Raw genomic sequence first — 23,177 nt, forward strand, 5'->3', positions numbered from 1 at the left:
CCTGATTCATATCTTCACTCATAGGATTCCCAGCATGATTCATGCTGAAAATGAACGATTTCCCATCCTGGCGCTACGTGGGATGGCCTACGCGCTTACGATGATATCTCAAAACTTCCAAAGCTGGATTTCTTCATGGAAGTGATGAAAACCGATGCAAGCTTAAAGGCGGTCGAGTACGCTGGCCGGTATTTCACGACAGACACAAATCTAAAAATTAAGCCGTTGGCACTCGACTACTTGTCGAATTGGTGGTCAGAACACCGCAAGGACTACGAGATTCCAGCGTTGGAGCCCAAGTAACCGTTCGCCTCGCATGTACGACTGCGACGCCGTGGCCCCGCAGTGGCTTCGACGATCAGGACGACAAATGCCACTGTATCGCTACTCGACGTTTTCCGGTGCTCTCGGCATAAGGAATTTCGCCGAGTTAGTGAGCGGCGGCATTTCGCGACCAAGTACGCGCACGCGCGCGAGGGTTTCTCTTGCTCCGACAGCAGAGGCTTCGCGTTCAAACTTGCCCGAAACTTTCGCCTAGAAAAATTATTTTTGCCATTAACTTGACAGTAAGAGTCTATTGATTATGTTCCATCCCGAGGCGCAAGCCTTTCAGGTTCACCGCATGGGGGCCGCGAAAAGCCGGGTTAAGCCCGGTTTTTTCGTTTTTAATCAAAGCAATAATATTTCACGCCCATATGCGGCAAATTTTCGTTTTCCAGCGCAAAGTCCGCGATTCTCTTCGCGTCGCGGAGATGTCGATACAGCCAGAACTTTTTCTCATAAGCCTTACGCGACATTGCGTATATGTAGCTGTCTGCAATTTGAAGCAGCGGGTGAGCCTTAGGCTTATGCTGGATGCGACCTAAAGTTTCAGCGAAGTCCTCTTGAGATAGAGGTGCGTATTTGGAGCTATTGCCAGCGTCGAATGCTAACCCGTTCTGCTTCAGATTTTTGAAGTATCCGGTGATTGTCTCGTTGATACCCGGGTCTTGTTCAAAGACGATATGAAGCTTTCGATCTTCAAGCTTCGCAATTTTTACGGCGCGCTCCACGGTGATATCGAACGCGCTTCGGCAAAGAAGCCAAGGATCTGTGTGCTTTTCCCAATAGCCCCGCGCGACATATCCCGGCCTGTTCACTACGCAGCCAATTCCCATAACTTGTGCCTGGCAAAGCACTTTTCTCCAATCCGCCCAAAACTCGTCTCGAACTGTCTGGTTCACCCTTTCAAGCCAGGAAAACTTCTGACGTTCAGCAAGCATATCGGTTATGTGGGCTGGCTTTGTTTCACCCAGTTTCCATTTGTCATGAAACGCCGCTACCAGCGCTCGCGCGGTATCGCTGTCCTCACCCTTGACCAGAATTCCACCAAAGCCAAACCAGTCCCTGCCTTCACGAGATGGATCGGATTTCTTGTTGGGATGGCGATTCCCTGTCTCATCCATGTAAAGCGTGATTGGTCTGTTCATCGATCACCGATTCTACAACTCAAGCCTACATGGCAGTTATTGGCGCGAGTGCCAAGACGGCTGGCCGTTGCGAGTGCTTTACAGGAAATACTTTATCAATAATCGAAGGTAGATTCGGGGGGCGCACCCTTTGACATTTCTGGGCGTCTAAATCTCGTTTGTCCCACATAAGCCCTAACTAACTCGGTCAACATGCGGCTATAGCAAAACGCGTCGAATTTATTCTCCGCGCTTCCCCGGTGCTTCCCCGGCGAAAGGTAGCCAATCGCGACGGACAAGTCAGCTATTCAAGTGTTTGATTTTGAATCAGAATTTTGGTGGAGCTAAGCGGGATCGAACCGCTGACCTCTTGCATGCCATGCAAGCGCTCTCCCAGCTGAGCTATAGCCCCATCAAGATGGTACCGGTTTGACCGGTCCTGGGACCCTTCGGAGCGCTTCGCCCGTCGGGGTGGCGGCTTATTACTTCTGGTTTTTGCAGATAGCAAGCCGAAATTTTCGGCCCGGAAAACTTTTCTCGTTCACCGGGCCGATTGTTCAGAGATCAAACGTCGTCATCGTCGCCGGTAACGCCGATGATGTCGCTCATATCGTCATCATCTTCGTCTTCGTCGGCTTCGAGGAAGGTATCATCGTCATCGTCGCCGATTTCGACATCGTCATCGCCTATATCCGGAATATCGTCGCCGGCTGCCGCATCATCGGCATCCTCGAGCGACACCAGTTCGACTTCCGTGTTTTCGGTATCGACTTCAGCCACTTCGTCTTCTTCCGGAACTTCCTTCGAAGCTGAGGTTTCCTCGAAGAAGGACAAGGGCCAGGACTTGCCGGTATAGGGCGAGACGATCGGGTCCCGGTTCAAGTCATAGAACTTCTTGCCGGTATCGGGATCGGTGCGTTTTGTTCCAAGTTCCGCTTTCGCCACTGTCAAAGCCTCATGAATGGCCGAATAAAAATTCGGCAATGCCGGGGGAAGCCGGCGTTTTAAGGGAAATTATCAGCCGGTCCCCTTAATCGTTGCGGCTCTTTCTGTCAAAGCCAAACTTTATATACGCCGAACCAGGTTTTCCCGGCATTCCCGGATGACCCGGCAACGGGTCTATGGTAACGAGCCAGCGTGAACCGCAGGTCAGCTGGCGCGACAGAAGCTAAGTCAGCGATAATGCGGCGTAAATAACGGCATCGCAAAGGAATTGCCCATGCCGCACGACATTCATCCGCGGCCCGCAACAGCGCGCCGCTCGACCAATCTTTCCGGCACCATCCGCGTCCCTGGCGACAAATCCATCTCGCATCGCGCCCTCATGTTCGGCGGCCTGGCTGCCGGCGAAACCCGCATCACCGGCCTGCTCGAAGGCGAGGATGTACTCAATACCAGCAAGGCCATGCAGGCCATGGGCGCCAAAATCGAGAAGATCGGAGCCGAATGGATCATCAAGGGCGTCGGCAATGGCGCGCTGCTCGCCCCCGAAGCCCCGCTCGATTTCGGCAATGCCGGCACCGGCAGCCGCCTGACCATGGGCCTCGTCGGCGTCTATGATTTCGAATCCACCTTCATCGGCGACACCTCGCTCTCCAAGCGGCCGATGGGCCGCATCCTCAATCCGCTGCGGCAGATGGGTGTGCAGGTCAAATCCAGCGAAGGCGACCGGCTGCCGGTGACGTTGCATGGGCCAGAGACGGCCAGTCCGATCACATATTTCGTACCGATGGCCTCAGCGCAGGTCAAATCCGCCGTGTTGCTGGCCGGCCTCAACGCGCCGGGCATCACCACCGTCATCGAGCCGGTCATAACCCGCGACCATACCGAGAAGATGCTAGCCGGCTTCGGCGCCGATCTTTCGGTCGAGACCAATCGGGACGGCGTGCGCACCATCCGCCTTCAGGGCCAAGGCAAGCTTTCCGGCCAAATCATCGACATTCCCGGCGATCCCTCCTCGACGGCCTTTCCCTTGGTCGCGGCGCTGATCGTTCCCGGCTCGGACATCACCATCCGCAATGTACTGATGAACCCAACCCGCACCGGCCTGATCCTGACGCTGCAGGAGATGGGCGCCGACATCGAAATTCTCGACAGGTGTCTTGCCGGCGGCGACGATGTTGCCGACCTGCGCGTGCGTTCCTCCGCGCTCAAGGGCGGCGTCACCGTGCCGGCCGAGCGGGCGCCGTCGATGATCGATGAGTATCCGGTGCTCGCCGTGGCCGCCGCCTTCGCCGAGGGCGCGACGGTCATGCTCGGGCTGGAAGAACTGCGGATCAAGGAATCCGACCGGCTCTCGGCCGTCACCGAAGGGCTGAAGCTCAATGGCGTCGATTGCACCGAAGGCAGGGATTCGCTGACTGTTTGGGGAAGGCCGGATGGAAAAGGTCTCGGCGGTGCAGACGATAGCGAGGTTAGAACCCACCTCGACCATCGCATCGCCATGAGCTTTCTCGTGATGGGGCTTGCCTCGGAGCATCCGGTCAGGGTCGATGATTCCACCATGATCGCTACCAGCTTCCCGGAGTTTTTTGACCTGATGACAAGATTGGGTGCGACGATCGAGGTCGAGGGCTGATAAAATACAGGCCGCTTGCGGGCGAAAGCACCCGCAGGCGCGAGGCAGTCCAAGTCGGAAGCAGCCGATGGCCATTCGGGGCGGTCGGCCCTATGATGCGCACGACAAGAACAACAACAAACGGTTCCTTACTATGTATCAGCCGCCCCACCATCGCGAAGACGATCTCGGAACGCAGCACGCGCTGATCCGCGCGCATCCGCTGGGACTACTAATCACCGCCGGCAATGGCGGGCTGATCGCCAATCTTGTGCCATTCCATCTCAAGACCGGCCTTTCGTCCAAGGGCACGCTGCAGGCGCATATCGCCAGGGCGAACCGTCAATGGCGGGAAATTCAAGCAGGGGCGCCCGTCCTCGTCGTCTTCCAAGGCCCTGAAAGCTACATCACTCCGTCCTGGTATGCGACCAAACAGGAGACGGGCAAGGTTGTACCGACCTGGAACTATGCAGTCGTGCAGGTTCGCGGCAACGCGCGCGTCATCGAAGATACTGCCTGGCTGCGCGAGCAGATCGGCATGCTGACCGGCGAGAATGAGGGCGGCCGCGCAGAGCCGTGGGCGGTGGACGACGCACCGCCAGATTACATCTCGGCCCAATTGAAGGGCATCATCGGCATCGAGATCGATATCGAGACGATTGACGGCAAGTGGAAGGTCAGTCAGAACCGTCCCGCCGCCGACCGTCAGGGCGTAGCCCGTGGACTGGGCGAAATCGACCGCGATTCAGCCGCGGAAATGGCCGATCTGGTGCGGCGATACGACAAATAACATCAGGACCGAAGGCAGGGATAGAAAAAGCATGATCATCGCCATCGACGGGCCCGCCGCGGCAGGCAAGGGAACCCTGTCGCGCCGGATCGCCGAGGAATACGGTTTTCACCATCTCGACACCGGTCTCACCTACCGTGCAACCGCCAAAGCCCTGCTGGACGCCGGCCTGCCGCTCGACGACGAAGCGGTCGCGGAGACGATGGCACACAAGATCGATCTCGCCGGGCTCGATCGCGCCGTTCTGTCACGGCATGAGATCGGCGAGGCTGCGTCGAAAATCGCCGTTATGCCCGCGGTGCGCCGGGCACTGGTCGAGGCGCAGCGCGCCTTTTCGCGGAAGGAGCCAGGCACGGTGCTCGACGGCCGCGATATCGGCACCGTCGTCTGCCCGGATGCGCCCGTGAAGATCTATGTTACGGCGTCAGCGGAAGTCAGGGCGAAGCGGCGATACGACGAGATCATCAAGGCCGGCCGCAGTGCCGATTTCGCGGCGATTTTCGAAGATGTGAAACGGCGCGATGAGCGGGATATGGGTCGCACCGACAGCCCACTCAAACCGGCTGAAGACGCGTACTTGCTTGATACCTCAGAAATGAGTATAGAAGCGGCGTTTCAGACGGCAAAGTCGATCGTCGACACCGCTCTGAGCCGAAATGCCTGAAAATATGAGCAGCTTTCGCGCGCCTCGCGCACGAAACTGACGATTTTAAAGCCTGACATTCCGTCCAAGCGCCGGATAGCTTTCCCTAAGGGAAGGCGGACTGGGGTCAGGCCCGTTTAACACGAACCACCGGCGCATCAGTGTCCGAATTGCATAAATTAGGACACGCCAGGAGATTCTATGTCTGTAACTACCCCCTCTCGCGAAGATTTCGCGGCCCTTCTCGAAGAATCCTTCGCGAAGAACGATCTGGCCGAAGGCTATGTCACCAAGGGCATCATCACTGCCATCGAGAAGGACGTCGCCGTTGTCGACGTCGGCCTCAAGGTCGAAGGCCGCATCGCGCTGAAGGAATTCGGTGCGCGCGCCAAGGACGGCACGCTCAAGGTTGGCGATGAAGTCGAAGTCTATGTCGAGCGCATCGAAAACGCGCTTGGCGAAGCTGTTCTGTCGCGCGAAAAGGCTCGCCGCGAAGAGAGCTGGATCAAGCTCGAAGCCAAGTTCGAAGCTGGCGAGCGCGTCGAAGGCGTCATCTTCAACCAGGTCAAGGGCGGCTTCACGGTCGATCTTGACGGTGCTATCGCCTTCCTGCCGCGTTCGCAGGTCGACATCCGTCCGATCCGCGACGTCACCCCGCTGATGCACAATCCGCAGCCCTTCGAAATCCTCAAGATGGACAAGCGCCGCGGCAACATCGTCGTTTCGCGCCGCACGGTTCTGGAAGAGTCCCGTGCCGAGCAGCGTTCTGAAATCGTTCAGAACCTCGAAGAAGGCCAGGTTGTTGACGGCGTCGTCAAGAACATCACCGACTACGGTGCGTTCGTTGACCTTGGCGGCATCGACGGCCTGCTGCACGTCACCGACATGGCATGGCGCCGTGTGAACCATCCGTCGGAAATCCTGTCCATCGGCCAGCAGGTCAAGGTACAGATCATCCGCATCAACCAGGAAACTCACCGTATCTCGCTCGGCATGAAGCAGCTCGAGAGCGATCCGTGGGATGGCATCCAGGCCAAGTATCCGGAGGGCAAGAAGATCTCCGGTACCGTCACGAACATTACCGACTACGGTGCGTTCGTCGAGCTGGAGCCGGGCATCGAAGGCCTCATCCACATCTCGGAAATGTCTTGGACTAAGAAGAACGTTCACCCTGGCAAGATCCTGTCCACGAGCCAGGAAGTCGAAGTTGTCGTTCTCGAAGTCGATCCGACCAAGCGTCGTATCTCGCTCGGCCTGAAGCAGACGCTCGAAAACCCCTGGGCAGCATTCGCCCGCAACCATCCGGCCGGCACCGAAGTCGAAGGCGAAGTCAAGAATAAGACCGAATTCGGCCTGTTCATCGGTCTCGACGGCGATGTCGATGGCATGGTGCACCTCTCCGACCTCGACTGGAACCGTCCGGGCGAACAGGTCATCGAAGAGTACAACAAGGGTGATGTCGTCAAGGCTGTCGTTCTCGACGTCGATGTCGAGAAGGAACGCATCTCGCTCGGCATCAAGCAGCTCGGCAAGGACTCGGTCGGCGAAGCCGCCGCTTCCGGCGACCTGCGCAAGAATGCAGTCGTTTCGGCTGAAGTCATCGCGATCAACGATGGTGGCATCGAAGTGAAGCTCGTCAACCACGAGGACATCACCTCGTTCATCCGTCGCGCCGATCTGTCGCGTGACCGTGACGAGCAGCGCCCTGAGCGTTTCTCGGTCGGTCAGGTTGTCGACGCCCGCGTCACCAACTTCTCCAAGAAGGACCGCAAGATCATGCTGTCCATCAAGGCTCTGGAAATCGCAGAAGAGAAGGAAGCAGTCGCTCAGTTCGGTTCGTCCGACTCGGGTGCTTCGCTCGGCGACATCCTGGGTGCGGCTCTGAAGAACCGCAACGCCGAATAATCTTCGGCAAACCTGGTAGAGATAAGAAACCCGCCGGAGCAATCCGGCGGGTTTTTGGCTAGATGCTCGGGAAATAGAAGACTGAATTGAATCGTCCGTTGTACGTTCAAAGAACGCCGGCGCCTTGGGTCCAGTTATTCCCACCCAGCCATGCGTCGATAGAAATCGAATGCGTGATCATGCAGCGGATCCCTCGGCGCGGGCGTCGGCAGCGCCAGCGGCTTCGGCGCAGCGACAGCATGGTTCGAGGAAGCTGCTTGAGTGTCCGCCGCGTCGGGTGTCTCCGCAGTCGGCTGATGCGCTTCGGTCGACTGGGACTCGTCTTCACTTTCGTCCCGCGCAGCCTCGCCGTCCTGCCCCTGTTCGTGCTCCTCGTCATCGGTTGGATCGACACGATCGACCTGCTCCAACTCCTCCTCGTTAACGGGGAGAGCCGCCGGCAAATATTGTGCGATGGCAAAGGGAATACCTTGCAGCGGGACCGGCATTCCCATTTGCTCCGCGGCTTCAGGCGTATTCGTGGCGGGTGCCGCCAGCGTGGTAGTTGAGGATTTGCCAAGAAGTGCGGCCGCAGCGGTCGACGCGTTCGAGGTCTCTTCGGGCGGCACAAAATTTTGACTTGCCATCACGGCGGCAAGGTTCCTGACGGCCTCATCATTGGGCGTCTGCGGCAATAACTGCACTTCCCCCTGATCAGCGGCATTTGCGGCAAGCGCCTGCGCAACAACCCTTTCGACCAAGGTAGTGCTATTCTCGATGATTTGAAGAAGCTCCGAGCCGGCGACCTCGATCGGGCTGCGAATGACGACCTGCAGCCCTTCCTTGATATCGGCGCGGATCTGCTGGAGATCCCGCGGCACAGGCGGCGGCGTGACCGGTGACCTGATCAGTGCAATTTCCGTCGGGAGCTTGGTTTCGGCCGGTACGGCTCGCGACCCTGCCCCGGCAGGCAGTGAGTTCTCCCGCGCGGGAATGACATTTTGCGGATGAACGATCTCACGGACATTGGCGTCAACGAGCAGTGCGCCTAGGGCTTGCGCAATCGGGGCGGATTGTTGATTTGGCGTGGTCTGAGGAGCCAAGGCAGTTTCCAGATTAGACACCACATCTGGGTCCAGAGCCGCTGCGGGAGCGAGAACCGCCTGGCCCTGGGCAGGTGTCGTCGGCGTTTCTCCGGGAGCTTGGGCCGCCACTGCGGAGGGGGCCATCGTTGCAGCAGTGGGCACAGGCGCTGACTGCGTCGGAACCGGTTCCTGCGGCCCGACCGTCTCCGTTTGACCGGCGTTCTGCTCATAGGAATTGACCACGGCCTTTAGGACAGCATCGGGTTCCTGTGTCAGCGCCCCCTCCAGGCTGACGGCAATTTGTACTGCTTCGGGGCCATCCGGATTGGCCAGGGCCTCAGCTATGAGCGGCAGGGGGATCGGTAATTTCGCCTGCGTGTCCAGCAGTTTCTGGGCGACCGCGAGTTGTTGCGGCGGCAGGCTTCGGATCGTATCGGCCAGCCGCTGCGCCAAAGCGGCATTGCTTTCGTCCGGCTGGCGCGAAACATTCAGCGCAAGGCTGGCGTCGTTGATGGCGGACATCAGGCTGTTGAACATCCGTTCGCGCGCCGCCACCAGCAGTAAGTTCAGCTTGCCCTCGACACTGGCGTTCATCGCACTCGATAGCACCGCAAGCGGAGTCGCCGCCGTCTGGACGCCGGACGTTTCGGCGGTCGCAACCGCCGGCTTTTCGAGGGCCGTACTCAAGGCAGACACGGGACTTACGGGAGACAGCATGACGTGCTCTTTGTCTGACAAGACGACGGAAGCAGAAGGCAGGTTCAATCAAGGTCCGCTCATGCGGCCGATAGCGATTCGAAGGCCGGGTGAGCGGCCGGCGACGCCGCAACGCGTCGGTCGAATGCATGAAATCGGGGATAGAATAGCAGGGCGCCCCTTAACAGACTACTAACTATAAAGCCGGCGCCTTGTCCGCGGCACCGGCTTTCCCATTCAATTCGCGCTTTGCACAGCCAATCAGCTATGCGCGAAAATATCGGTCTCCTCCCAGCCGAGAAGGTCAAGCTTCGCCCGGGTTGGCAGGAAAGTGAAGCAGGCATTGGCATGTTCGATGCGACCGTCGCGCACAAGGCGCTCCGTGAGCTTGTCGCGGAGCGCATGCAGATAAAGCACATCGGAGGCGGCATATTCCAGTTGCGCCGGCGAAAGCGTGTCGGCCGCCCAATCGGAAGATTGCTGCGCCTTTGAAATATCGACCTCGAGCATCTCCTTGAGATTGTCCTTGAGGCCATGCCGGTCCGTGTAGGTTCGGCAGAGGCGCGAGGCGATCTTGGTGCAGAAAACCGGAGTGGTGGTGACGCCGAACGTATGGAACAGCACGGCGATATCGAAACGGCCGTAATGAAAGATCTTCTGACGCGTGGGATCAGCGAGCATGGCGACGAGATTCGGCGCCTCCTTCTGGGCGGCTGCAATGCGGATCACGTCGGCGGTGCCGTCGCCCGGCGAAAGCTGCACGACGCAGAGCCGGTCGCGGCGGGGGATAAGACCGAGCGTTTCGGTATCGATCGCTATGGCGCCGGTGTATCGGGCGGCATCGGCCGCGGAAATATCGCCTTCGTGATAGCGGATGGTGGCGGCCATGAAACTCTCCCAGCTCTTTTTCGTCTGAATTCGTTTTTCAGCCCTGTTCTATAGAACAGACAAGGAGATAACGATACCACGCGGGCTTAAAATGTCGGCGGTGTGTTGATCCAGAGCAATACGATCTCGCCGTCATCGCGGTTGCGTCAGGAATGATAGCGGCGGCTTTCGAAATAGAGCGAATCGCCGGGCGAAAGATCGAAAAACTGATCACTGTCGAGCACCAGCTCCAGCCGGCCCGACAGCACATGGATGAACTCTTCGCCGTGATGCCGGTAGGCGCCCTCGCTCGCCGCCCCAGGTGCCAGCACGAAGCGATGGCAATCCATCATCGTCTTTCCCTCGGCGAGCAACTGGACGCCGGGCGTCGTTTCGGGCCAGGCCCGCCATTCCCCCGATCGGATCAGCGCTGGAGTGTCTTCACGCTCCTCGCCCGACAGCCGTGAGACGGTCGTGCCATAGTAATCGGCGAGATCGTGGAGGGTCTTGAAGGTCACGCCTTGCGAGGTACGCTCCAGTGTCGATAGCGTCAAAGATGCTATGCCCATCTCGGCTGCGACCTGCTCCAGCGTTTTGCCCGCGGCGTGACGCAATGACCTCAGCTTGCGGCCGATGCCTGAAAGGACGGCTAACTCTCCACCATCCGTCGACGCCGGGGCGTCCTCCGATTCCAACGCTTCGCGGATCGCGGCGGGATTGAGCCCGCGCTCGGCGCGAAACCAGGCCATCCGTTTCAGCCGCGCCACATCCTCGGCGCTGTATTGCCGATGCCCGTTTCGGAGCGGCTGGGAACGACCAAGCCCAAAGTCGCAACGTCGAAGCCGACATGCCCGCCAGACGCGCCGCTCCGGCGGCAAGGGCATCGAAGGCGCCGGCGCCTTCTTTGCACCGACCATTCTGACCGGCATCGACGGGAGCATGAAGGTCGCTCGCGAGGAAACATTCGCTCCGGTCGCGCCGCTGCTCCGCTTCGAGACGGTTGATGATGTGATTGCCAGGCGAACGACACCGAATTCGGCCTCGCAGCCTATTTCTTCCCCGGCGATCTTAAGAAGGTCTGGCGGGTTGCCGAAGCGTTGGAATACGGCATGGTCGGCATCAACACCGGCCTGATGTCCGCGGAGACCGCGCCTTTCGGCGGCATCAAACAATCCGGCCTCGGCCGCGAAGGCTCGCGTCATGGCGCCGACGACTATCTCGAAATGAAATATCTCTGGATCGGAAATGTGTAAGCCGGTCCCACTAGGGCATCCCAGTGCGTTTATGTGAATGCGCGGCGCTCTAGCCTCAGGTCGAGGTCACGTGGATGTGGCCTTGCCACAGACGCGCCGCCGTCAGCTTTCCCGAACGGAAGGCGCCCGTGTCTATGTTGAGCCGAAGTCCATGCGCCTCTGCTTGCTTCACCGGCGTATGGCCATGAATAATCAGCTTCGGTAAGGGCTGTGCGCTGTCGTAGAAGCGCGAGCGGATGAAAACGAGGTCGTCATCATCCTGCGCCGCGATCGTCCGCTCGGGATCAATACCGGCATGGACGAACAGCGCCTGCGGCGTATCCAGCAGGATCGGCAGCCGGCGGAGAAAATTCAGATGATCGTCGGGTAACCAGGTCCGAATGAAGCTGTCGAGTTTTTTCTGCCGGGGATATTGCTGCCGCAACGCCTGTATATCCACGCCATAGGAATTCAGCGTCGCCTCGCCGCCAAGCGCCACCCAGTCATCAAGGGATATTTCGCCATCGGCATAGGCGAGCATCGCCATTTCATGATTGCCCGTGAGGCAGATCCGGTCAAAACCATTCGGCAGCGGCGCCATCAGCCGGCTGACGACTTGCGCCGAAGCTGGACCGCGGTCGATGAAATCACCAAGCATGACAATCAGCTTGCCGCCGGGCAGCTCGGCAGCATCGGCGAAAATCTTGCGCTCCAGCGCGCTGAGCAGGTCGTAGCGGCCATGAACGTCGCCGATTACATAGGTCGGCACGTCCAGGGTATCGAGCCGCTCGCGACGCCGGCGTTGATTGAAGCCGCGAGTCGTTTTCTCGCGTATGGTACGTGCCGCCATGAAATTCCCTCATCGAAATGTCACCATCCCGAGCGCTCTGACTGTCGTAAGCACAAATAATCCAAAAGCGACAATTCTTTGCCGAATACGGGAATAAACGCTTCCGCCCGACGTCTATACCAATGCAAGTGACCAATTGAAGAATCGCCTTGCGGCAAAGCGTCCCGAACGCAGCCAATCCTCATAGTGAAAGTTGACATAGCATGTCCACAATTCTATCGCGCTCGGTGACCCTTCAGAAGGACTTTTCATGACCAAGACCATTTTCAAGCTCGGCCTCGCCGCCTTCGCTCTCGGCTTTGCTGGCCAGGCCCTCGCATATGCACAGTTGAAGTCCGCGATCTCTGCGGACAAGAGTACGATTAAGAGCTCGCCCGGCGAACTTGACCTCACCTTCACCGAAGGCCTGAACCTGAAATTCTCCGGCATCAAGGTGACCGGCCCTGACAAGGCCTCGATCAAGCTCGACGATCCCATGCTGAAGCAGAGCGACACGGTGTTGATGGTTCCCCTCTCCGGAATGCTTGGCGCCGGCACCTACACCGTCGAATGGCATGCCCTTTCCACCGATGGCCACAAGACCAATGGCAGCTACACGTTCACAGTAAAACCTTGATCGACCCCAGCTCAGCGCTCCAGGCGTGCCGCTTTTTTCACGATGCATCCCTGATGCTTCTATGGGGCGGCTCGGCCTTTCTCTGCCTTCTGGTGCCAAAGGCGCTCGCGGGTAGGGTCTGGCGCATGTTCGGCGCCGCACCCTTTCTTACCGCGTTGACCGCCGGCCTTGCGACCGTCGCCTTGCTGCCGCTAGAAACAGCGATCATCGGCAACGGCTGGAGCGATGCTTTCGATGCCGGCACGATCCAAGACGTCCTGTTCGAAACGACGGTGGGCCAAGCCTGGCAAGCGCAGGCCGCCGCTGCCCTCATCCTCGTTCTCGCTTTCCTGCCGTCGAAAGATTGGCGCCTTGCCGGCGTGGCTCTGGGCTCCGGTCTCGGGCTTGCAGCTCTGACGCTGACCGGACACGCTTCGATGCACGAGGGTTGGCTGAAGCTGGCGCACCGCGCCAACGATATCCTTCACCTCTTGACCGGCGGCGGCTGGCTGGGCGCTTTGGTACCGCTGATCCCCATTCTTCGGCTTTTGATTACGCCAGAATGCCGGGAGGAAGCGCTGCTGGCGCTTCGGCGCTTCTCCACTGCCGGACACGGCGCCGTGGCGATGGTCATCGCTTCCGGTATCGTCAATACGATGCTGGTTCTCCGACGCCTGCCGATCGACTGGTCGTCCTCCTATCAGGCGCTGCTCGCTATCAAAATCGCGCTTGTCGCCGGCATGAGCCTGCTGGCGATCGTCAACCGCTACGTCTTCGTGCCTCGGATCCGACGCGATCGCGAACGGGCCTTGAGCGCCATTCGCCTCGGCGCTATTGCCGAGGTCTTTCTCGGTATCGCCGTCATCGCACTTGTCGCCGTCCTCGGCGTGCTCGAGCCGGTCTGACCGTCAAGCAGAAAGCAACTTCACCACCGCGCGAACCGCCTCAGCTTCCTCCGTCATCGGCCTGTATTCTAGACCGATCCTTCCGCGATAGCCGTGGGCATACAGCCAGTTCAGACGATCGAGCAGATCGATCCCGCCGGTGCCGGGATCGTTGCGACCGGGGTGATCGGCGACATGGACGTGGACGATGCGATCCGTCCGCTCCCCGATGACATCCTCCGTCCGCTCACCCATCACGGCCGAGTGGTAGATATCGTAGACGATGCCTATTTCCGGTCGGCCGACCTCGTCGACAATATCCAAGCCTTCCATCGTCGAGGACAGATAATAGCCGACATGGTCGATCCTGGTGTTCAGGGGCTCAAGACCGAGGCGTACGCCCGAGCCCCTCAATTTGTCGGCGCCTGCGATCAAAACGGAGATCAATGCCGCCCGCTGCGCGGCGCGCGAAAACTCAGGCAGGTCGTCACCCGCCTGCGCGATCAAAACCGGAGCGCCCAGGCGCTGAGCCACTGTGATGGATCGCTGAAGCCCCTCCAGCCAGGTCTCGTTATTCGCCGGATTCGTGAGCGCGATCATCGGCTCGGCGACCAGGCCCGAAACGGCTATCCCCGTCTCTGCTACCGCCGATGCGATTGCGTCGATATCCTTGTTCGTCCAGCGCCAGAACTCGACTGCACTCAAACCCGCCCGATGCGCCAGCCGGAGGCGGTCGGCAAAATTATCGCCTTCGCGGGCGAACAGCCATTCGATACATGCCGAAAATTGCCGCATGAAATCTCCATTGAAAGAACACAAGGGACAAAACGCCAGCAATCGGTGGTTTTTCCTTGGATTCGGCTATGGTTGACCGGCATTGACGCCGATCGGTTAAATCGCTTCTGTCCTCTAGACAGATTGTTTGTGCCCTTCGGTTCCTGAACCAGTCTCAAACTCGTGACGCTTATGCCTGCTTGGCTTTGGTCACAGAGTGGCGTTCGGCTCCCGGTTTCCCATTCTCCCCCAGGAGCGCAGCCCAGCATTGCCGGGTTCGCTAGACAATCATCAGGACAATTGGGATCGTCGACGAACCGTTCTCTCAACGGACGCGGCCTCTTTCATGCCATCTCCCTTCAAAGAATTTGCCCTGAGAAGTGCGCCATATCAGCGGCAGCGGCAAGAGGTCGGCGACCTAGAATTGCGGGGCGGACCGACGCAGGGTGGGCTGGGTGCCTTCGACGCTCATTGCTGTCACGATTCGCATGTCCCGGCGGAAATCCGAAGGCGACATGCCGGCGATGTGGCGGAAGGATTTGTTGAAGGCGCTGATCGAGCCGAAGCCGCTGTCCATTGCCACCTGCAACACATTGGCGCCCTCGCGCATCAGCATCGCTTGGGCGCGCGACAGCCGCAGCAGGTTGACATATTTGCTAAGCGTCATGCCGGTGCTTTTCTTGAAGAGGTTCATTGCATATTTCGGATGCAGATCCGCCGCCCTGGCAATATCGACCGTATCAATATCATGCAGGAAATTGCCGGCGATGAAATCGCACATACGCGCCAAGCTGCGCGACGATTGCGGATGGACTTGTTCGCTCGGCTGGTGCTCCCGCCTTTCCGGCAGTATGCGATAGGGCTCGAAAGCGATACGCTCCAGGCGCAACAGAAGTTCGGCGACGGCATGTTCGGCCTTGGCCGGATCGTCGGAGCGGGCGTAGCGATACCAGCGAGCGAAATTCTCGTGGTCGGCGGCATCCGTCGCGGAAGTCACCAGAGTCTCGCCCCGCATCAGTCGTCCGGAAATATCGAGCGGCAGCCGCATGCGGAAGAAGTGCACCAGCGGCAGATGCGCGCCGGCATAAATCGAATCCTCCGACGATTCATCCATCTGGTGCGGCTGCCCGCCCCAAAACAGGCAGATATCGCCGGCGCGAAGCTGAATCTCATGGTCGTTCATACGGTAGTGAACCGTACCGCGTATCAGGAAATTCACTTCGACCTGGGCGTGCCAATGCGGCTTGACCATCGGGGGCGGATGGGAATGAAACATCTGCAGGGTCGTCGGCAGCCCCTCGATGCTGCTCGCACCCGGCTGATAAACCGCACGATGACCTACCTTACTTTCCGCCAAGTCGATGTTCCTTTTTTAGGAGACAGAAGCGTATCCAGAGTTAGTTTAAGCGCGTTCGCTAGAGGACGGCAATTGAAAAGGGAGGATTTTCAATGCGCTTAAAACTTCTTGGCGCGACGGCACTCGTCGCGTTGTTTGCTACCGGCTCCGCTTTTGCCGCGCAAACCACCATCACCGTCTGGAGCTGGAACGTCGCCGCATCGGCGTTGAAATCCACGCTCGAGGGCTTCAACAAGAAATATCCTGATATCAAAGTCGATGTGCAGGACATCGGCAATCCGCAGGTGTTCGACAAGATGCTGGCTGCTTGCGCGGCTGGCGGCGAAGGACTGCCTGACGTCATGTCGATCGAAAACCATAAGGCCGCGATCTTCTGGAACCGATTCCCGGACTGCCTGACTGATCTGACGAAGCTGGGCTACACCGACGACATCAAGAAGCAGTTCCCGGATTTCAAGCGCGCCGAGCTTGAGGTCGGCGATGCCGCCTACGCCATGCCGTGGGATTCCGGTCCTGTGGCAATGTTCTATCGTCGCGATTTCTACAAGAACGCCGGCATCGATCCGGCATCAATCAAGACATGGGACGATTTCATCGCCGCCGGCAAGAAGATCTCCGCCGCCAATCCGGGTGTCGTGATGTCACAGGCCGACCTGAACGGCGATAGCGAATGGTTCCGCATGCTTGCCAACGAGCAGGGCTGTGGTTATTTTTCGGCCGATGGCCAGAACATCACCATCAACCAGCCAGCCTGCATCGCAGCGCTCGACAAGGTCAAAGCGATGAAGGATGCCGGCACCCTGACCGCCGCCAACTGGTCTGAAAAGGTGCAGTCCAATACGGCTGGCAAGGTCGCGACACAGATGTATGGCGGCTGGTATGACGGCACCATCCGCTCCACCTCGCCGGATCTCTCGGGCAAGTGGGGCGTCTACATGATGCCGAGCATGACGCCGGACGGCCAGCATGCTGCCAATCTCGGTGGTTCTTCGTTGGCAATCGCCAACAATTCGCCGAACAAGGAAGCGGCCTGGAAGTTTGTCAACTACGCGCTCGGCACCAATGAAGGGCAGGTTACCATGCTGAAGTCCTTCGGCCTCGTGCCGTCGCTGCTGTCAGCCGTAAAGGACCCCTTCGTCAACGAGCCGCTGCCCTATTATGACAACCAAAAGATCTGGGTCGATATCCTCGGAACTCTGCCGAAGATCAGCCCAAGCCCGGGCACCCAGTATTTTAGCGATGCCGACGCCGTCTTTAAGGCAGTACAGACGAAGTATCTCGCCGGCGGCTATCCGGATGGAAAGACCGCGCTTGCCGACGCTGCTCAACAGATCGCTTCCGCGACCGGACTGCCGATCAAGTGAGTGACACAGCCGGCTGCGTTCCGACGCGCCCGGCGTCCCCGCCGCCTCGGAGGCGGCGGCGGGGATATGGCCTCATACGCCAATTCGTTAGGCATAAAAGGAGAAGGCATTCATGCGGTTGCGAAACCGGAGCGCCTATGCGTTCCTTGCACCCTATTTCCTGGTGTTCGCCACCTTCTGGATCTGGCCGATCATCGATTCGTTCCTAATTTCGTTTCAGAACACACGCGTCAATCCGTGGGTATTCAGCGCCTCGATCAATTGGGGGCGCCTGTTCGGCGACCCGGCCTTCTACAACGCTCTCGCAAACACGCTGATCATCCTGGTCATTCAGGTTCCGGTGATGATCTCGCTCGCCACAGTCATGGCAGTGCTGCTGAACTCGCCGCTTCTGAGGGCGCGAAGCCTGTTCCGCTTTGCCTTCTTTGCTCCCGTCGTGGTCGGCGAAGTGGCCTATGCTGCGGTCTTCCGGCTGATGTTCAACGTCGATTTCGGCATCATCAACAAGCTACTGGGCGGAGTCGGCATCACACCGGTATCCTGGTTTTCGGAAGCACATGCCGCCATGCTCCTGATCATCATCGCCGTGACCTGGCGTTGGTCCGGCTACAATGCCATCATCATCCTATCCGGGCTGCAGTCGATCCCGGAGGATGTCTATGAGGCCGCCACGCTCGACCGCGTCGGTCGCGTCAAGCAATTTTTCTACATTACCCTGCCGCTGTTGAAGCCGATCATCCTCTTTTGCGTGGTGCTGTCGGTCATCGGTACGATGCAGCTCTTCACCGAGCCCTTCCTGATCACCAATCGCGGCGGTCCGGGCGGCGCGACTGAGACGCTCGGCCTTCTGCTCTATCGCCAGGGGTTCCAATCGCTGAACTTCGGCTACGCCTCGGCCATTGCTTACACCATGGCAGCGCTCGCCGTAGCCATCTCTCTTCTCAATCTCTGGGTGGGGCGCGAACCGAAATGAAGTCCAAATCCAAATCCACTCTAATGCGATCGGTCGCCCTGCACGCCCTGCTGACGCCACTTGCCATTATCTGGCTGTTCCCGCTCTGGATGATGCTCATCTTCTCCACGATGCCGGACTACGGCATTTTCAGCCCAGACATCATCCTGACCCCGTCGACGAGCTTCTTCGACAATGTCCGGAATCTACAGGCCGACACCAACTTCTTCGGTGCCATGACCATCTCCATCGGCGTCGCGGTCATCTATACCTTCCTATCGGTTCTGCTGACCTCGATGGCCGGATGGGCGCTTGCCCGTTACCGTTTCCTCGGCCAGTCCGTTGTAATCGGCATCATTCTCGGAACGATCACGCTGCCCTACTCCGTCGTCGTCATTCCGCAATTCATTATGGTGGCGCGCAACTTCCATATGGCGAATACCTGGACCGCGCTGATCGTGCCGCCGCTCTTCAATTCACTTGGCGTGCTCTTCATGCGCCAGGCCTTTTCGATGATGCCGGGCGAGCTTTTCGACGCCGCCCGCGTCGAAGGCGTCAAGGAGTGGCAGATCTTCCTGCGTATCGGCCTGCCGCTTGCAAGGCCGACCATGGCCGCGCTTGCCATCATCCTGTTCCTGGTCTCCTGGAACAACTACCTCTGGCCGCTGCTGATCAACTCCAAACCGGGCATGATGACGGCGCCGGTGGCCTTGGGAACGCTTATCGGCCTTACCAAGGTCTCTTGGGGCGGCATCATGGCCGGTGCGGTCATGCTGACGGCGCCGATCCTGACCGTCTTCGTTCTCCTGCAACGTCACTTCATCGCCGGCATCGCCGCCGGCGCAATCAAATAATTCCGGGAGATCCCGTATGGCAGAACTGTCCCTCGCCAATGTCGTCAAGCGTTACGGCGCCCTCGAGATAATCCACGGCGCCAATCTCGAAGTGAAGGACGGCGAATTCGTCGTCTTTGTCGGCCCATCCGGCTGCGGCAAGTCCACGCTGTTGCGCATGATTGCAGGCCTGGAGGACATTTCCGGCGGCGACATCCGCATCGGCGGGCGTACCGTAAACGATGTCGAACCGGCCGATCGCGGCATCGCCATGGTGTTTCAGTCCTATGCGCTCTATCCACATCTGACGGTCGAGCAGAATCTAAGCTTCGGCCTGCGCATGAACGGCAACCCGAAGGCCGATACCGACCGCCGCGTCAAACAGGCGGCTGAGATCCTGCAGATCACCGAGCTGATGCAACGCCGGCCAAAACAGCTTTCAGGCGGCCAGCGCCAGCGCGTCGCCATCGGCCGCGCCATCGTCCGCGAGCCGCAGATCTTCCTGTTCGACGAGCCCCTTTCCAATCTCGACGCCGAACTGCGCGTGCAGATGCGCGTCGAGATCTCGCGCCTCCACAAGAAGCTCGGCACCACGATGATCTATGTGACGCACGACCAGACCGAAGCGATGACGCTCGCTGACAAGATCGTCGTGCTGCGCGGCGGCAATATCGAACAGGTCGGCGCGCCGCTCGATCTCTACGATAATCCTGCCAATCAGTTCGTCGCCGGCTTCGTCGGCTCGCCGAAGATGAACTTCCTGCCGGCCGATGTCGTTGGCAAGCAAGAGGGCGGCGTGACGGTGGCCCTGCAGAACCAGCGCGACGTCCGCCTGTCACTGCCGGTCACTACGGCTCCCGTAGAAATCGGACAGACGGTGACGCTAGGCGTCCGTCCCGAACATTTTCTCGAGGCTGGTCGCGGCGATATCGACATGACGGTCGATGTCGACGTCGCCGAACATCTCGGCAATACCAGCTACATCTACGCCAATATCGCCGGCGGCGAGCAGATCGTCATCGAGCGGGAGGAATCCCGCAACACCAATAATCGTGACACGCTGACCGTCGCGCTCTCAGCAGCCAAGACATTCCTCTTCGACGGCGCCGGCAAACGGTTGCGGTAGGCGCCATCCTCCCAAGACAGCATGCAGATTTACGAAAGGACCGTTTCATGAGTTCAAACGCACCTATCCGCTGGGGAATTATCGGCCCCGGCAAGATCGCCCAGACCTTCGCCGACGGCGTTGTCCATTCGCGCACCGGAAAACTGGTGGCGATCGCCAGCCGCAATCCCGGAAAGCCGGGCCTTGGCGAAAACTTTCCCGGCGCGCGCATCGTGGACGGTTACGAAGCACTGCTGACCGATAAGGACATCGATGCCATTTATATCGCCACGCCGCATACGGGCCACTCCGAATGGGCCATCAAGGCGATCCGCGCCGGCAAGCATGTGCTCGTCGAAAAGCCGATCGCGCTGTCGTCATATGACGCCGAGGCGATCTACTACGAAGCCAAGAACGCAGGCGTCTTTGCCGGCGAAGCCTTCATGTACCGCGTCCATCCACAGACGGCGAAGCTGATCGCGCTGGTTAAAAGCGGCGTCATCGGCGAAATCCGCATCATCCGCTCCTCCTTCGGCTTCAACATGGGCACGGTCAAACCGGAGCACCGGCTGTTCGCCAACGACACCGCCGGCGGCGGCATCCTGGATGTTGGCGGCTATCCGGTATCGATGGCGCGGCTGATCGCCGGTGCCGTTGAAGGCAAGCCGTTCCTCGACCCGGAAAAAGTTTCCGGCGTCGCCCATCTCGGCCAGACCGGCGTCGACGAATGGGCTTCCGCGGTGCTGAAATTCCCTAACAAGATCATCGCGGAAGTCTCGTGCTCGATCATGGCACAGCAGGATAACACGCTGCGCATCATCGGCTCGGACGGTCGTTTGGAAGTCAAGGATTTCTGGTTTGCCTCCGGCCACAAGGGCGGCGTAGGCAAGATCGAACTCATCAAGGGCATTGAGACGCAGACCTTCGAGGTCAACGAGGACGGCTGGCTCTATTCCTTCGAAGTTGACGCCTCCGGCGAGGCCATCCGCGCCGGACGGCCAGAATTTGCCTATCCGGGGATCGGCTGGGCCGATTCGATCGGCAACCTACGAGTTCTCGACCAATGGCGCGCCTCGGTCGGCCTCGAATACGAGGTTGAGAAGGCGACGCGGCGGACAACGAATATCGCCGGCGCAACGGTCACCAAGGGCAACAGCATTCCGAAACGTAGCATTCCCGGCATTGCCAAGCCGGCCTCGATCGTCACGCTCGGCTTCGAGTTTTTCCCGAATTTCGCCGCCGCCTCGCTGACGCTCGACGCGTTCTATGAAGCGGGAGGAAACGTCTTCGATTCGGCCTATGTCTATGGCGGCGGCAAGACGGAGAGCATTTTCGGCGACTGGCACACCAGCCGCAACGTGCCGCGCGAGGAGATCGTCCTGATTGGCAAGGGTGCGCATTCGCCCCTCTGCTATCCGGATATGATCGGCAAGCAGCTCGACCAATCGCTGAACCGGCTGAAGACCGACTATGTCGACATCTACTTCATGCATCGCGACAACACGGCCGTTCCGGTCGGCGAATTCGTCGATGCCATGGATGCCGAGGTCGGGGCCGGTCGCATCCGCGGCATCTTCGGCGGCTCTAACTGGACCCGGGCTCGTTTCGACGAGGCGATCGCCTATGCCGAAAAGAATGGCAAGACGGCGCCGGCGGCTCTTTCCAACAATTTCTCTTTGGCGGAAATGCTCGACCCGATCTGGGCCGGATGCGTCGCCGCCTCCGACCACGAATGGAAAGCATGGCTCAATGCCAAGCATATACCGAACTTCGCCTGGTCGAGCCAAGGCCGCGGCTTCTTCACCGACCGCGCCGGCCGCGACAAGCGGGATGAAGAGGAACTGGTGCGCGTCTGGTATTCCGAGCGCAATTTCGGCCGTCGCGATCGGGCGATCGAACTGGCGCAGAAGCTTGGCCGCAACCCCATCCACGTCGCTCTTGCCTATGTCGTCGCCCAACCCTTTCCGGTCATTCCGCTGATCGGACCGCGCACGATTGCCGAGCTGGAAGACAGCCTATCGGCACTCGACATCAAGCTGACGCCGGAGCAGGTGAAGTGGCTTGAGGGTTGACATGAAGCGATGGCCGGCCTGTTGCACAACTGGCCGGCCGTTTTGCGGATGGCTGATACAGAAAACAAAAAACAGCCCGCTTGTCGACGAGCGGGCTGTTTTGTCATTACTACCAGTAAGACGGACGTGTGTAGCCATCACGCTGCGAAATTGAACGACTTGGTCTCGGAACCTTCAAAACCCAGAAGATAGGTCTTCCGCTCCAGGCCACCAGCGAATCCCCTCAGATCTCCCGCCGATCCAATAACTCTGTGGCACGGCGCGATAATGGATATCGGATTCCTGCCGTTGGCGGCACCCACTGCCCGTATCGCCTTGGGCGCACCGATCTGCGCAGCGATCTCAGCATAGGAGCGGGTCTCTCCAAATGGAATGGTGAGCAGCGCCTGCCATACCTTCCGTTGAAACCCGGTGCCCGAAAAATCGAGCGGAAGATCAAAAATCTGTCGCTCGCCGGCAAAATATTCCCGCAACTGCCGCTCTGTCTCAATGAGAACGGGATGGCTCTCATCCTTTGCGACAATATTCAGCGGAACACGGTTTGGCTGGTCGATATCCCAGAGAATCGCCGCGAGGCCCTCATGACTGGCAACGAGCTTCAACCGTCCGACAGGCGAATTCGCGATCTTGTAAACATAGTCTTTCTGCACACCGCGCGCCGGCTTGGCCATATCTATATCCTCTCGCTGCGGCCGCACCGGATCTGCGACGCGGCCGGCGGCCTCTTTTCGCCCGATTATGGCGAATCCGCTGCGCCGCTGACAGTGATGCATATGGCCCGAAACGCTGTCCATGACCCACCCGAAAAACGTTTTGACGAAGGGAAGGCACAATATTTTCACGTTGGATGCGCGGAAGAATTTGATGCGGTAATTGGTTAGGTGGTCAGGGTTTGAAGGTTTGAAGGGACGACTCCGAAGAACAGCGGATCGAAGCGGCGGATTTGCTTCGCACACTGGTCGAGGACATCATCCTGACGCCGGTGGACGGCAAGATCGAGATCGACGTTCGCGGCGATCTGGCTGGAATCCTTACGCTATCGGTCAAAAAGCAAAACCCCGCAGCCGGGGCTACGGGGTGACAATTAAAGTTGGTTGCGGGGGCAGGATTTGAACCTGCGGCCTTCAGGTTATGAGCCTGACGAGCTACCGGGCTGCTCCACCCCGCGTCACCTGCGCAAACCGGTATA

20 protein-coding genes, 2 tRNA genes and 2 pseudogenes are annotated in these 23,177 nt (G+C 59.1%); 13 read left to right on the forward strand and 11 right to left on the reverse strand.

Features of this window, described 5'->3' with window-relative positions; translation table 11 throughout:
• Positions 1 to 665: 665 nt before the first annotated feature.
• The 3 genes from PY650_RS33075 to PY650_RS33085 form a co-directional block, all read right to left on the reverse strand.
• Complete coding sequence (locus PY650_RS33075; RefSeq protein ID WP_285884196.1) at positions 666 to 1,469, reverse strand: DUF3800 domain-containing protein; 804 nt, start codon at positions 1,467 to 1,469, stop codon at positions 666 to 668.
• 315 nt (positions 1,470 to 1,784) lie between these two features.
• A tRNA-Ala gene (locus PY650_RS33080) sits at positions 1,785 to 1,860 on the reverse strand.
• A gap of 152 nt (positions 1,861 to 2,012) precedes the next feature.
• Positions 2,013 to 2,393 carry a TIGR02300 family protein gene (locus PY650_RS33085; protein ID WP_285884198.1) on the reverse strand — a complete coding sequence of 127 codons (381 nt, stop codon included), beginning with the start codon at positions 2,391 to 2,393 and terminating at the stop codon, positions 2,013 to 2,015.
• Positions 2,394 to 2,667: 274 nt separating this feature from the next.
• On the opposite strand from PY650_RS33085, the gene aroA reads away from it, so the two are divergent.
• The 4 genes from aroA (at position 2,668) to rpsA (ending at position 7,343) form a co-directional block, all read left to right on the forward strand.
• Positions 2,668 to 4,026, forward strand: a complete 1,359-nt coding sequence (aroA, locus tag PY650_RS33090; RefSeq protein ID WP_285884200.1) for a 3-phosphoshikimate 1-carboxyvinyltransferase — start codon at positions 2,668 to 2,670, stop codon at positions 4,024 to 4,026.
• A gap of 133 nt (positions 4,027 to 4,159) precedes the next feature.
• Positions 4,160 to 4,795 carry an FMN-binding negative transcriptional regulator gene (locus PY650_RS33095; RefSeq protein ID WP_285884230.1) on the forward strand — a complete coding sequence of 212 codons (636 nt, stop codon included), beginning with the start codon at positions 4,160 to 4,162 and terminating at the stop codon, positions 4,793 to 4,795.
• A gap of 31 nt (positions 4,796 to 4,826) precedes the next feature.
• Positions 4,827 to 5,459, forward strand: coding sequence for a (d)CMP kinase (cmk, locus tag PY650_RS33100; RefSeq protein WP_285884202.1), 633 nt, complete (start codon positions 4,827 to 4,829; stop codon positions 5,457 to 5,459).
• A gap of 180 nt (positions 5,460 to 5,639) precedes the next feature.
• Positions 5,640 to 7,343: a 30S ribosomal protein S1 gene (rpsA, locus tag PY650_RS33105; RefSeq protein WP_285870827.1), complete on the forward strand. Its 1,704-nt coding sequence runs from the start codon at positions 5,640 to 5,642 to the stop codon at positions 7,341 to 7,343.
• Positions 7,344 to 7,477: 134 nt separating this feature from the next.
• Here the strand turns inward: rpsA and PY650_RS33110 are convergent, their stop codons facing one another.
• From PY650_RS33110 to PY650_RS33120, 3 genes and pseudogenes are all read right to left on the reverse strand, one after another.
• The gene (locus PY650_RS33110; protein WP_285884204.1) at positions 7,478 to 9,124 is read right to left on the reverse strand and encodes a hypothetical protein; all 1,647 of its coding nucleotides are present in this window, start codon (positions 9,122 to 9,124) and stop codon (positions 7,478 to 7,480) included.
• Between the two features lie 240 nt (positions 9,125 to 9,364).
• Positions 9,365 to 9,991 (reverse strand): ribonuclease D, encoded by a 627-nt coding sequence (locus PY650_RS33115; RefSeq protein WP_285884206.1) that lies wholly within the window; start codon positions 9,989 to 9,991, stop codon positions 9,365 to 9,367.
• Positions 9,992 to 10,137: 146 nt separating this feature from the next.
• Positions 10,138 to 10,819 (reverse strand): annotated as a pseudogene (locus PY650_RS33120) (cupin domain-containing protein).
• A gap of 18 nt (positions 10,820 to 10,837) precedes the next feature.
• Here PY650_RS33120 and PY650_RS33125 point away from each other — a divergent pair.
• Positions 10,838 to 11,223 (forward strand): annotated as a pseudogene (locus tag PY650_RS33125) (aldehyde dehydrogenase family protein); the annotation flags it as partial.
• Positions 11,224 to 11,278: 55 nt separating this feature from the next.
• Here PY650_RS33125 and PY650_RS33130 read toward each other — a convergent pair.
• The gene (locus tag PY650_RS33130) at positions 11,279 to 12,052 is read right to left on the reverse strand and encodes a metallophosphoesterase (RefSeq protein WP_285884208.1); all 774 of its coding nucleotides are present in this window, start codon (positions 12,050 to 12,052) and stop codon (positions 11,279 to 11,281) included.
• A 250-nt stretch (positions 12,053 to 12,302) separates the two neighbouring features.
• Between PY650_RS33130 and copC the strand changes: the two genes are divergently transcribed.
• Complete coding sequence (gene copC / locus PY650_RS33135; RefSeq protein WP_285884210.1) at positions 12,303 to 12,668, forward strand: copper homeostasis periplasmic binding protein CopC; 366 nt, start codon at positions 12,303 to 12,305, stop codon at positions 12,666 to 12,668.
• Positions 12,665 to 13,552 (forward strand): copper homeostasis membrane protein CopD, encoded by an 888-nt coding sequence (gene copD / locus PY650_RS33140; RefSeq protein ID WP_285884212.1) that lies wholly within the window; start codon positions 12,665 to 12,667, stop codon positions 13,550 to 13,552. Before copC ends, copD begins: the two co-directional genes overlap by 4 nt.
• 3 nt (positions 13,553 to 13,555) lie before the next feature.
• Here copD and PY650_RS33145 read toward each other — a convergent pair whose 3' ends face one another.
• Together PY650_RS33145 and PY650_RS33150 are read right to left on the reverse strand one after the other, a co-directional pair.
• The gene (locus tag PY650_RS33145) at positions 13,556 to 14,326 is read right to left on the reverse strand and encodes a TIM barrel protein (RefSeq protein WP_285884214.1); all 771 of its coding nucleotides are present in this window, start codon (positions 14,324 to 14,326) and stop codon (positions 13,556 to 13,558) included.
• Between the two features lie 397 nt (positions 14,327 to 14,723).
• Entirely contained in the window at positions 14,724 to 15,668 is a 945-nt protein-coding gene (locus PY650_RS33150) for a helix-turn-helix domain-containing protein (RefSeq protein ID WP_285884232.1), read from the reverse strand.
• 86 nt (positions 15,669 to 15,754) lie between these two features.
• Here PY650_RS33150 and PY650_RS33155 point away from each other — a divergent pair, with 86 nt between their 5' ends.
• The 5 genes from PY650_RS33155 (at position 15,755) to PY650_RS33175 (ending at position 21,988) form a co-directional block, all read left to right on the forward strand.
• The gene (locus PY650_RS33155; RefSeq protein ID WP_285884217.1) at positions 15,755 to 17,026 is read left to right on the forward strand and encodes an ABC transporter substrate-binding protein; all 1,272 of its coding nucleotides are present in this window, start codon (positions 15,755 to 15,757) and stop codon (positions 17,024 to 17,026) included.
• Between the two features lie 112 nt (positions 17,027 to 17,138).
• Complete coding sequence (locus PY650_RS33160; protein ID WP_285884219.1) at positions 17,139 to 17,999, forward strand: carbohydrate ABC transporter permease; 861 nt, start codon at positions 17,139 to 17,141, stop codon at positions 17,997 to 17,999.
• Positions 17,996 to 18,832 carry a carbohydrate ABC transporter permease gene (locus PY650_RS33165; RefSeq protein ID WP_285884221.1) on the forward strand — a complete coding sequence of 279 codons (837 nt, stop codon included), beginning with the start codon at positions 17,996 to 17,998 and terminating at the stop codon, positions 18,830 to 18,832. Before PY650_RS33160 ends, PY650_RS33165 begins: the two co-directional genes overlap by 4 nt.
• A 16-nt stretch (positions 18,833 to 18,848) precedes the next feature.
• Entirely contained in the window at positions 18,849 to 19,937 is a 1,089-nt protein-coding gene (locus PY650_RS33170; protein ID WP_285884222.1) for an ABC transporter ATP-binding protein, read from the forward strand.
• 47 nt (positions 19,938 to 19,984) lie between these two features.
• The gene (locus tag PY650_RS33175) at positions 19,985 to 21,988 is read left to right on the forward strand and encodes an aldo/keto reductase (RefSeq protein WP_285884224.1); all 2,004 of its coding nucleotides are present in this window, start codon (positions 19,985 to 19,987) and stop codon (positions 21,986 to 21,988) included.
• Positions 21,989 to 22,125: 137 nt separating this feature from the next.
• Here the strand turns inward: PY650_RS33175 and PY650_RS33180 are convergent, their stop codons facing one another.
• A complete protein-coding gene (locus tag PY650_RS33180) occupies positions 22,126 to 22,659 on the reverse strand; it encodes a methylated-DNA--[protein]-cysteine S-methyltransferase (RefSeq protein WP_285884226.1) in 534 nt (177 codons plus the stop codon).
• Between the two features lie 272 nt (positions 22,660 to 22,931).
• Here PY650_RS33180 and PY650_RS33185 point away from each other — a divergent pair, with 272 nt between their 5' ends.
• A complete protein-coding gene (locus tag PY650_RS33185) occupies positions 22,932 to 23,069 on the forward strand; it encodes a hypothetical protein (protein WP_285884228.1) in 138 nt (45 codons plus the stop codon).
• Positions 23,070 to 23,079: 10 nt separating this feature from the next.
• On the opposite strand, the gene PY650_RS33190 is transcribed toward PY650_RS33185, so the two are convergent.
• Positions 23,080 to 23,156: transfer RNA gene (locus PY650_RS33190), tRNA-Met, on the reverse strand.
• Between the last annotated feature and the right edge of the window lie 21 nt (positions 23,157 to 23,177).

This window comes from Martinezella calliandrae (genome assembly GCF_030272695.1).
Taxonomy (GTDB): domain Bacteria; phylum Pseudomonadota; class Alphaproteobacteria; order Rhizobiales; family Rhizobiaceae; genus Rhizobium; species Rhizobium calliandrae.

Coding starts and splice junctions, on each gene's coding strand:
- PY650_RS33075 (WP_285884196.1), bottom strand. CDS start 1,469: ATGAACAGACCAATCACGCTTTACATGGATGAGACAGGGAATCGCCAT.
- aroA (WP_285884200.1), top strand. CDS start 2,668: ATGCCGCACGACATTCATCCGCGGCCCGCAACAGCGCGCCGCTCGACC.
- PY650_RS33095 (WP_285884230.1), top strand. CDS start 4,160: ATGTATCAGCCGCCCCACCATCGCGAAGACGATCTCGGAACGCAGCAC.
- cmk (WP_285884202.1), top strand. CDS start 4,827: ATGATCATCGCCATCGACGGGCCCGCCGCGGCAGGCAAGGGAACCCTG.
- rpsA (WP_285870827.1), top strand. CDS start 5,640: ATGTCTGTAACTACCCCCTCTCGCGAAGATTTCGCGGCCCTTCTCGAA.
- PY650_RS33110 (WP_285884204.1), bottom strand. CDS start 9,124: ATGCTGTCTCCCGTAAGTCCCGTGTCTGCCTTGAGTACGGCCCTCGAA.
- PY650_RS33115 (WP_285884206.1), bottom strand. CDS start 9,991: ATGGCCGCCACCATCCGCTATCACGAAGGCGATATTTCCGCGGCCGAT.
- PY650_RS33130 (WP_285884208.1), bottom strand. CDS start 12,052: ATGGCGGCACGTACCATACGCGAGAAAACGACTCGCGGCTTCAATCAA.
- copC (WP_285884210.1), top strand. CDS start 12,303: ATGACCAAGACCATTTTCAAGCTCGGCCTCGCCGCCTTCGCTCTCGGC.
- PY650_RS33145 (WP_285884214.1), bottom strand. CDS start 14,326: ATGCGGCAATTTTCGGCATGTATCGAATGGCTGTTCGCCCGCGAAGGC.
- PY650_RS33155 (WP_285884217.1), top strand. CDS start 15,755: ATGCGCTTAAAACTTCTTGGCGCGACGGCACTCGTCGCGTTGTTTGCT.
- PY650_RS33160 (WP_285884219.1), top strand. CDS start 17,139: ATGCGGTTGCGAAACCGGAGCGCCTATGCGTTCCTTGCACCCTATTTC.
- PY650_RS33165 (WP_285884221.1), top strand. CDS start 17,996: ATGAAGTCCAAATCCAAATCCACTCTAATGCGATCGGTCGCCCTGCAC.
- PY650_RS33170 (WP_285884222.1), top strand. CDS start 18,849: ATGGCAGAACTGTCCCTCGCCAATGTCGTCAAGCGTTACGGCGCCCTC.
- PY650_RS33175 (WP_285884224.1), top strand. CDS start 19,985: ATGAGTTCAAACGCACCTATCCGCTGGGGAATTATCGGCCCCGGCAAG.
- PY650_RS33180 (WP_285884226.1), bottom strand. CDS start 22,659: ATGGCCAAGCCGGCGCGCGGTGTGCAGAAAGACTATGTTTACAAGATC.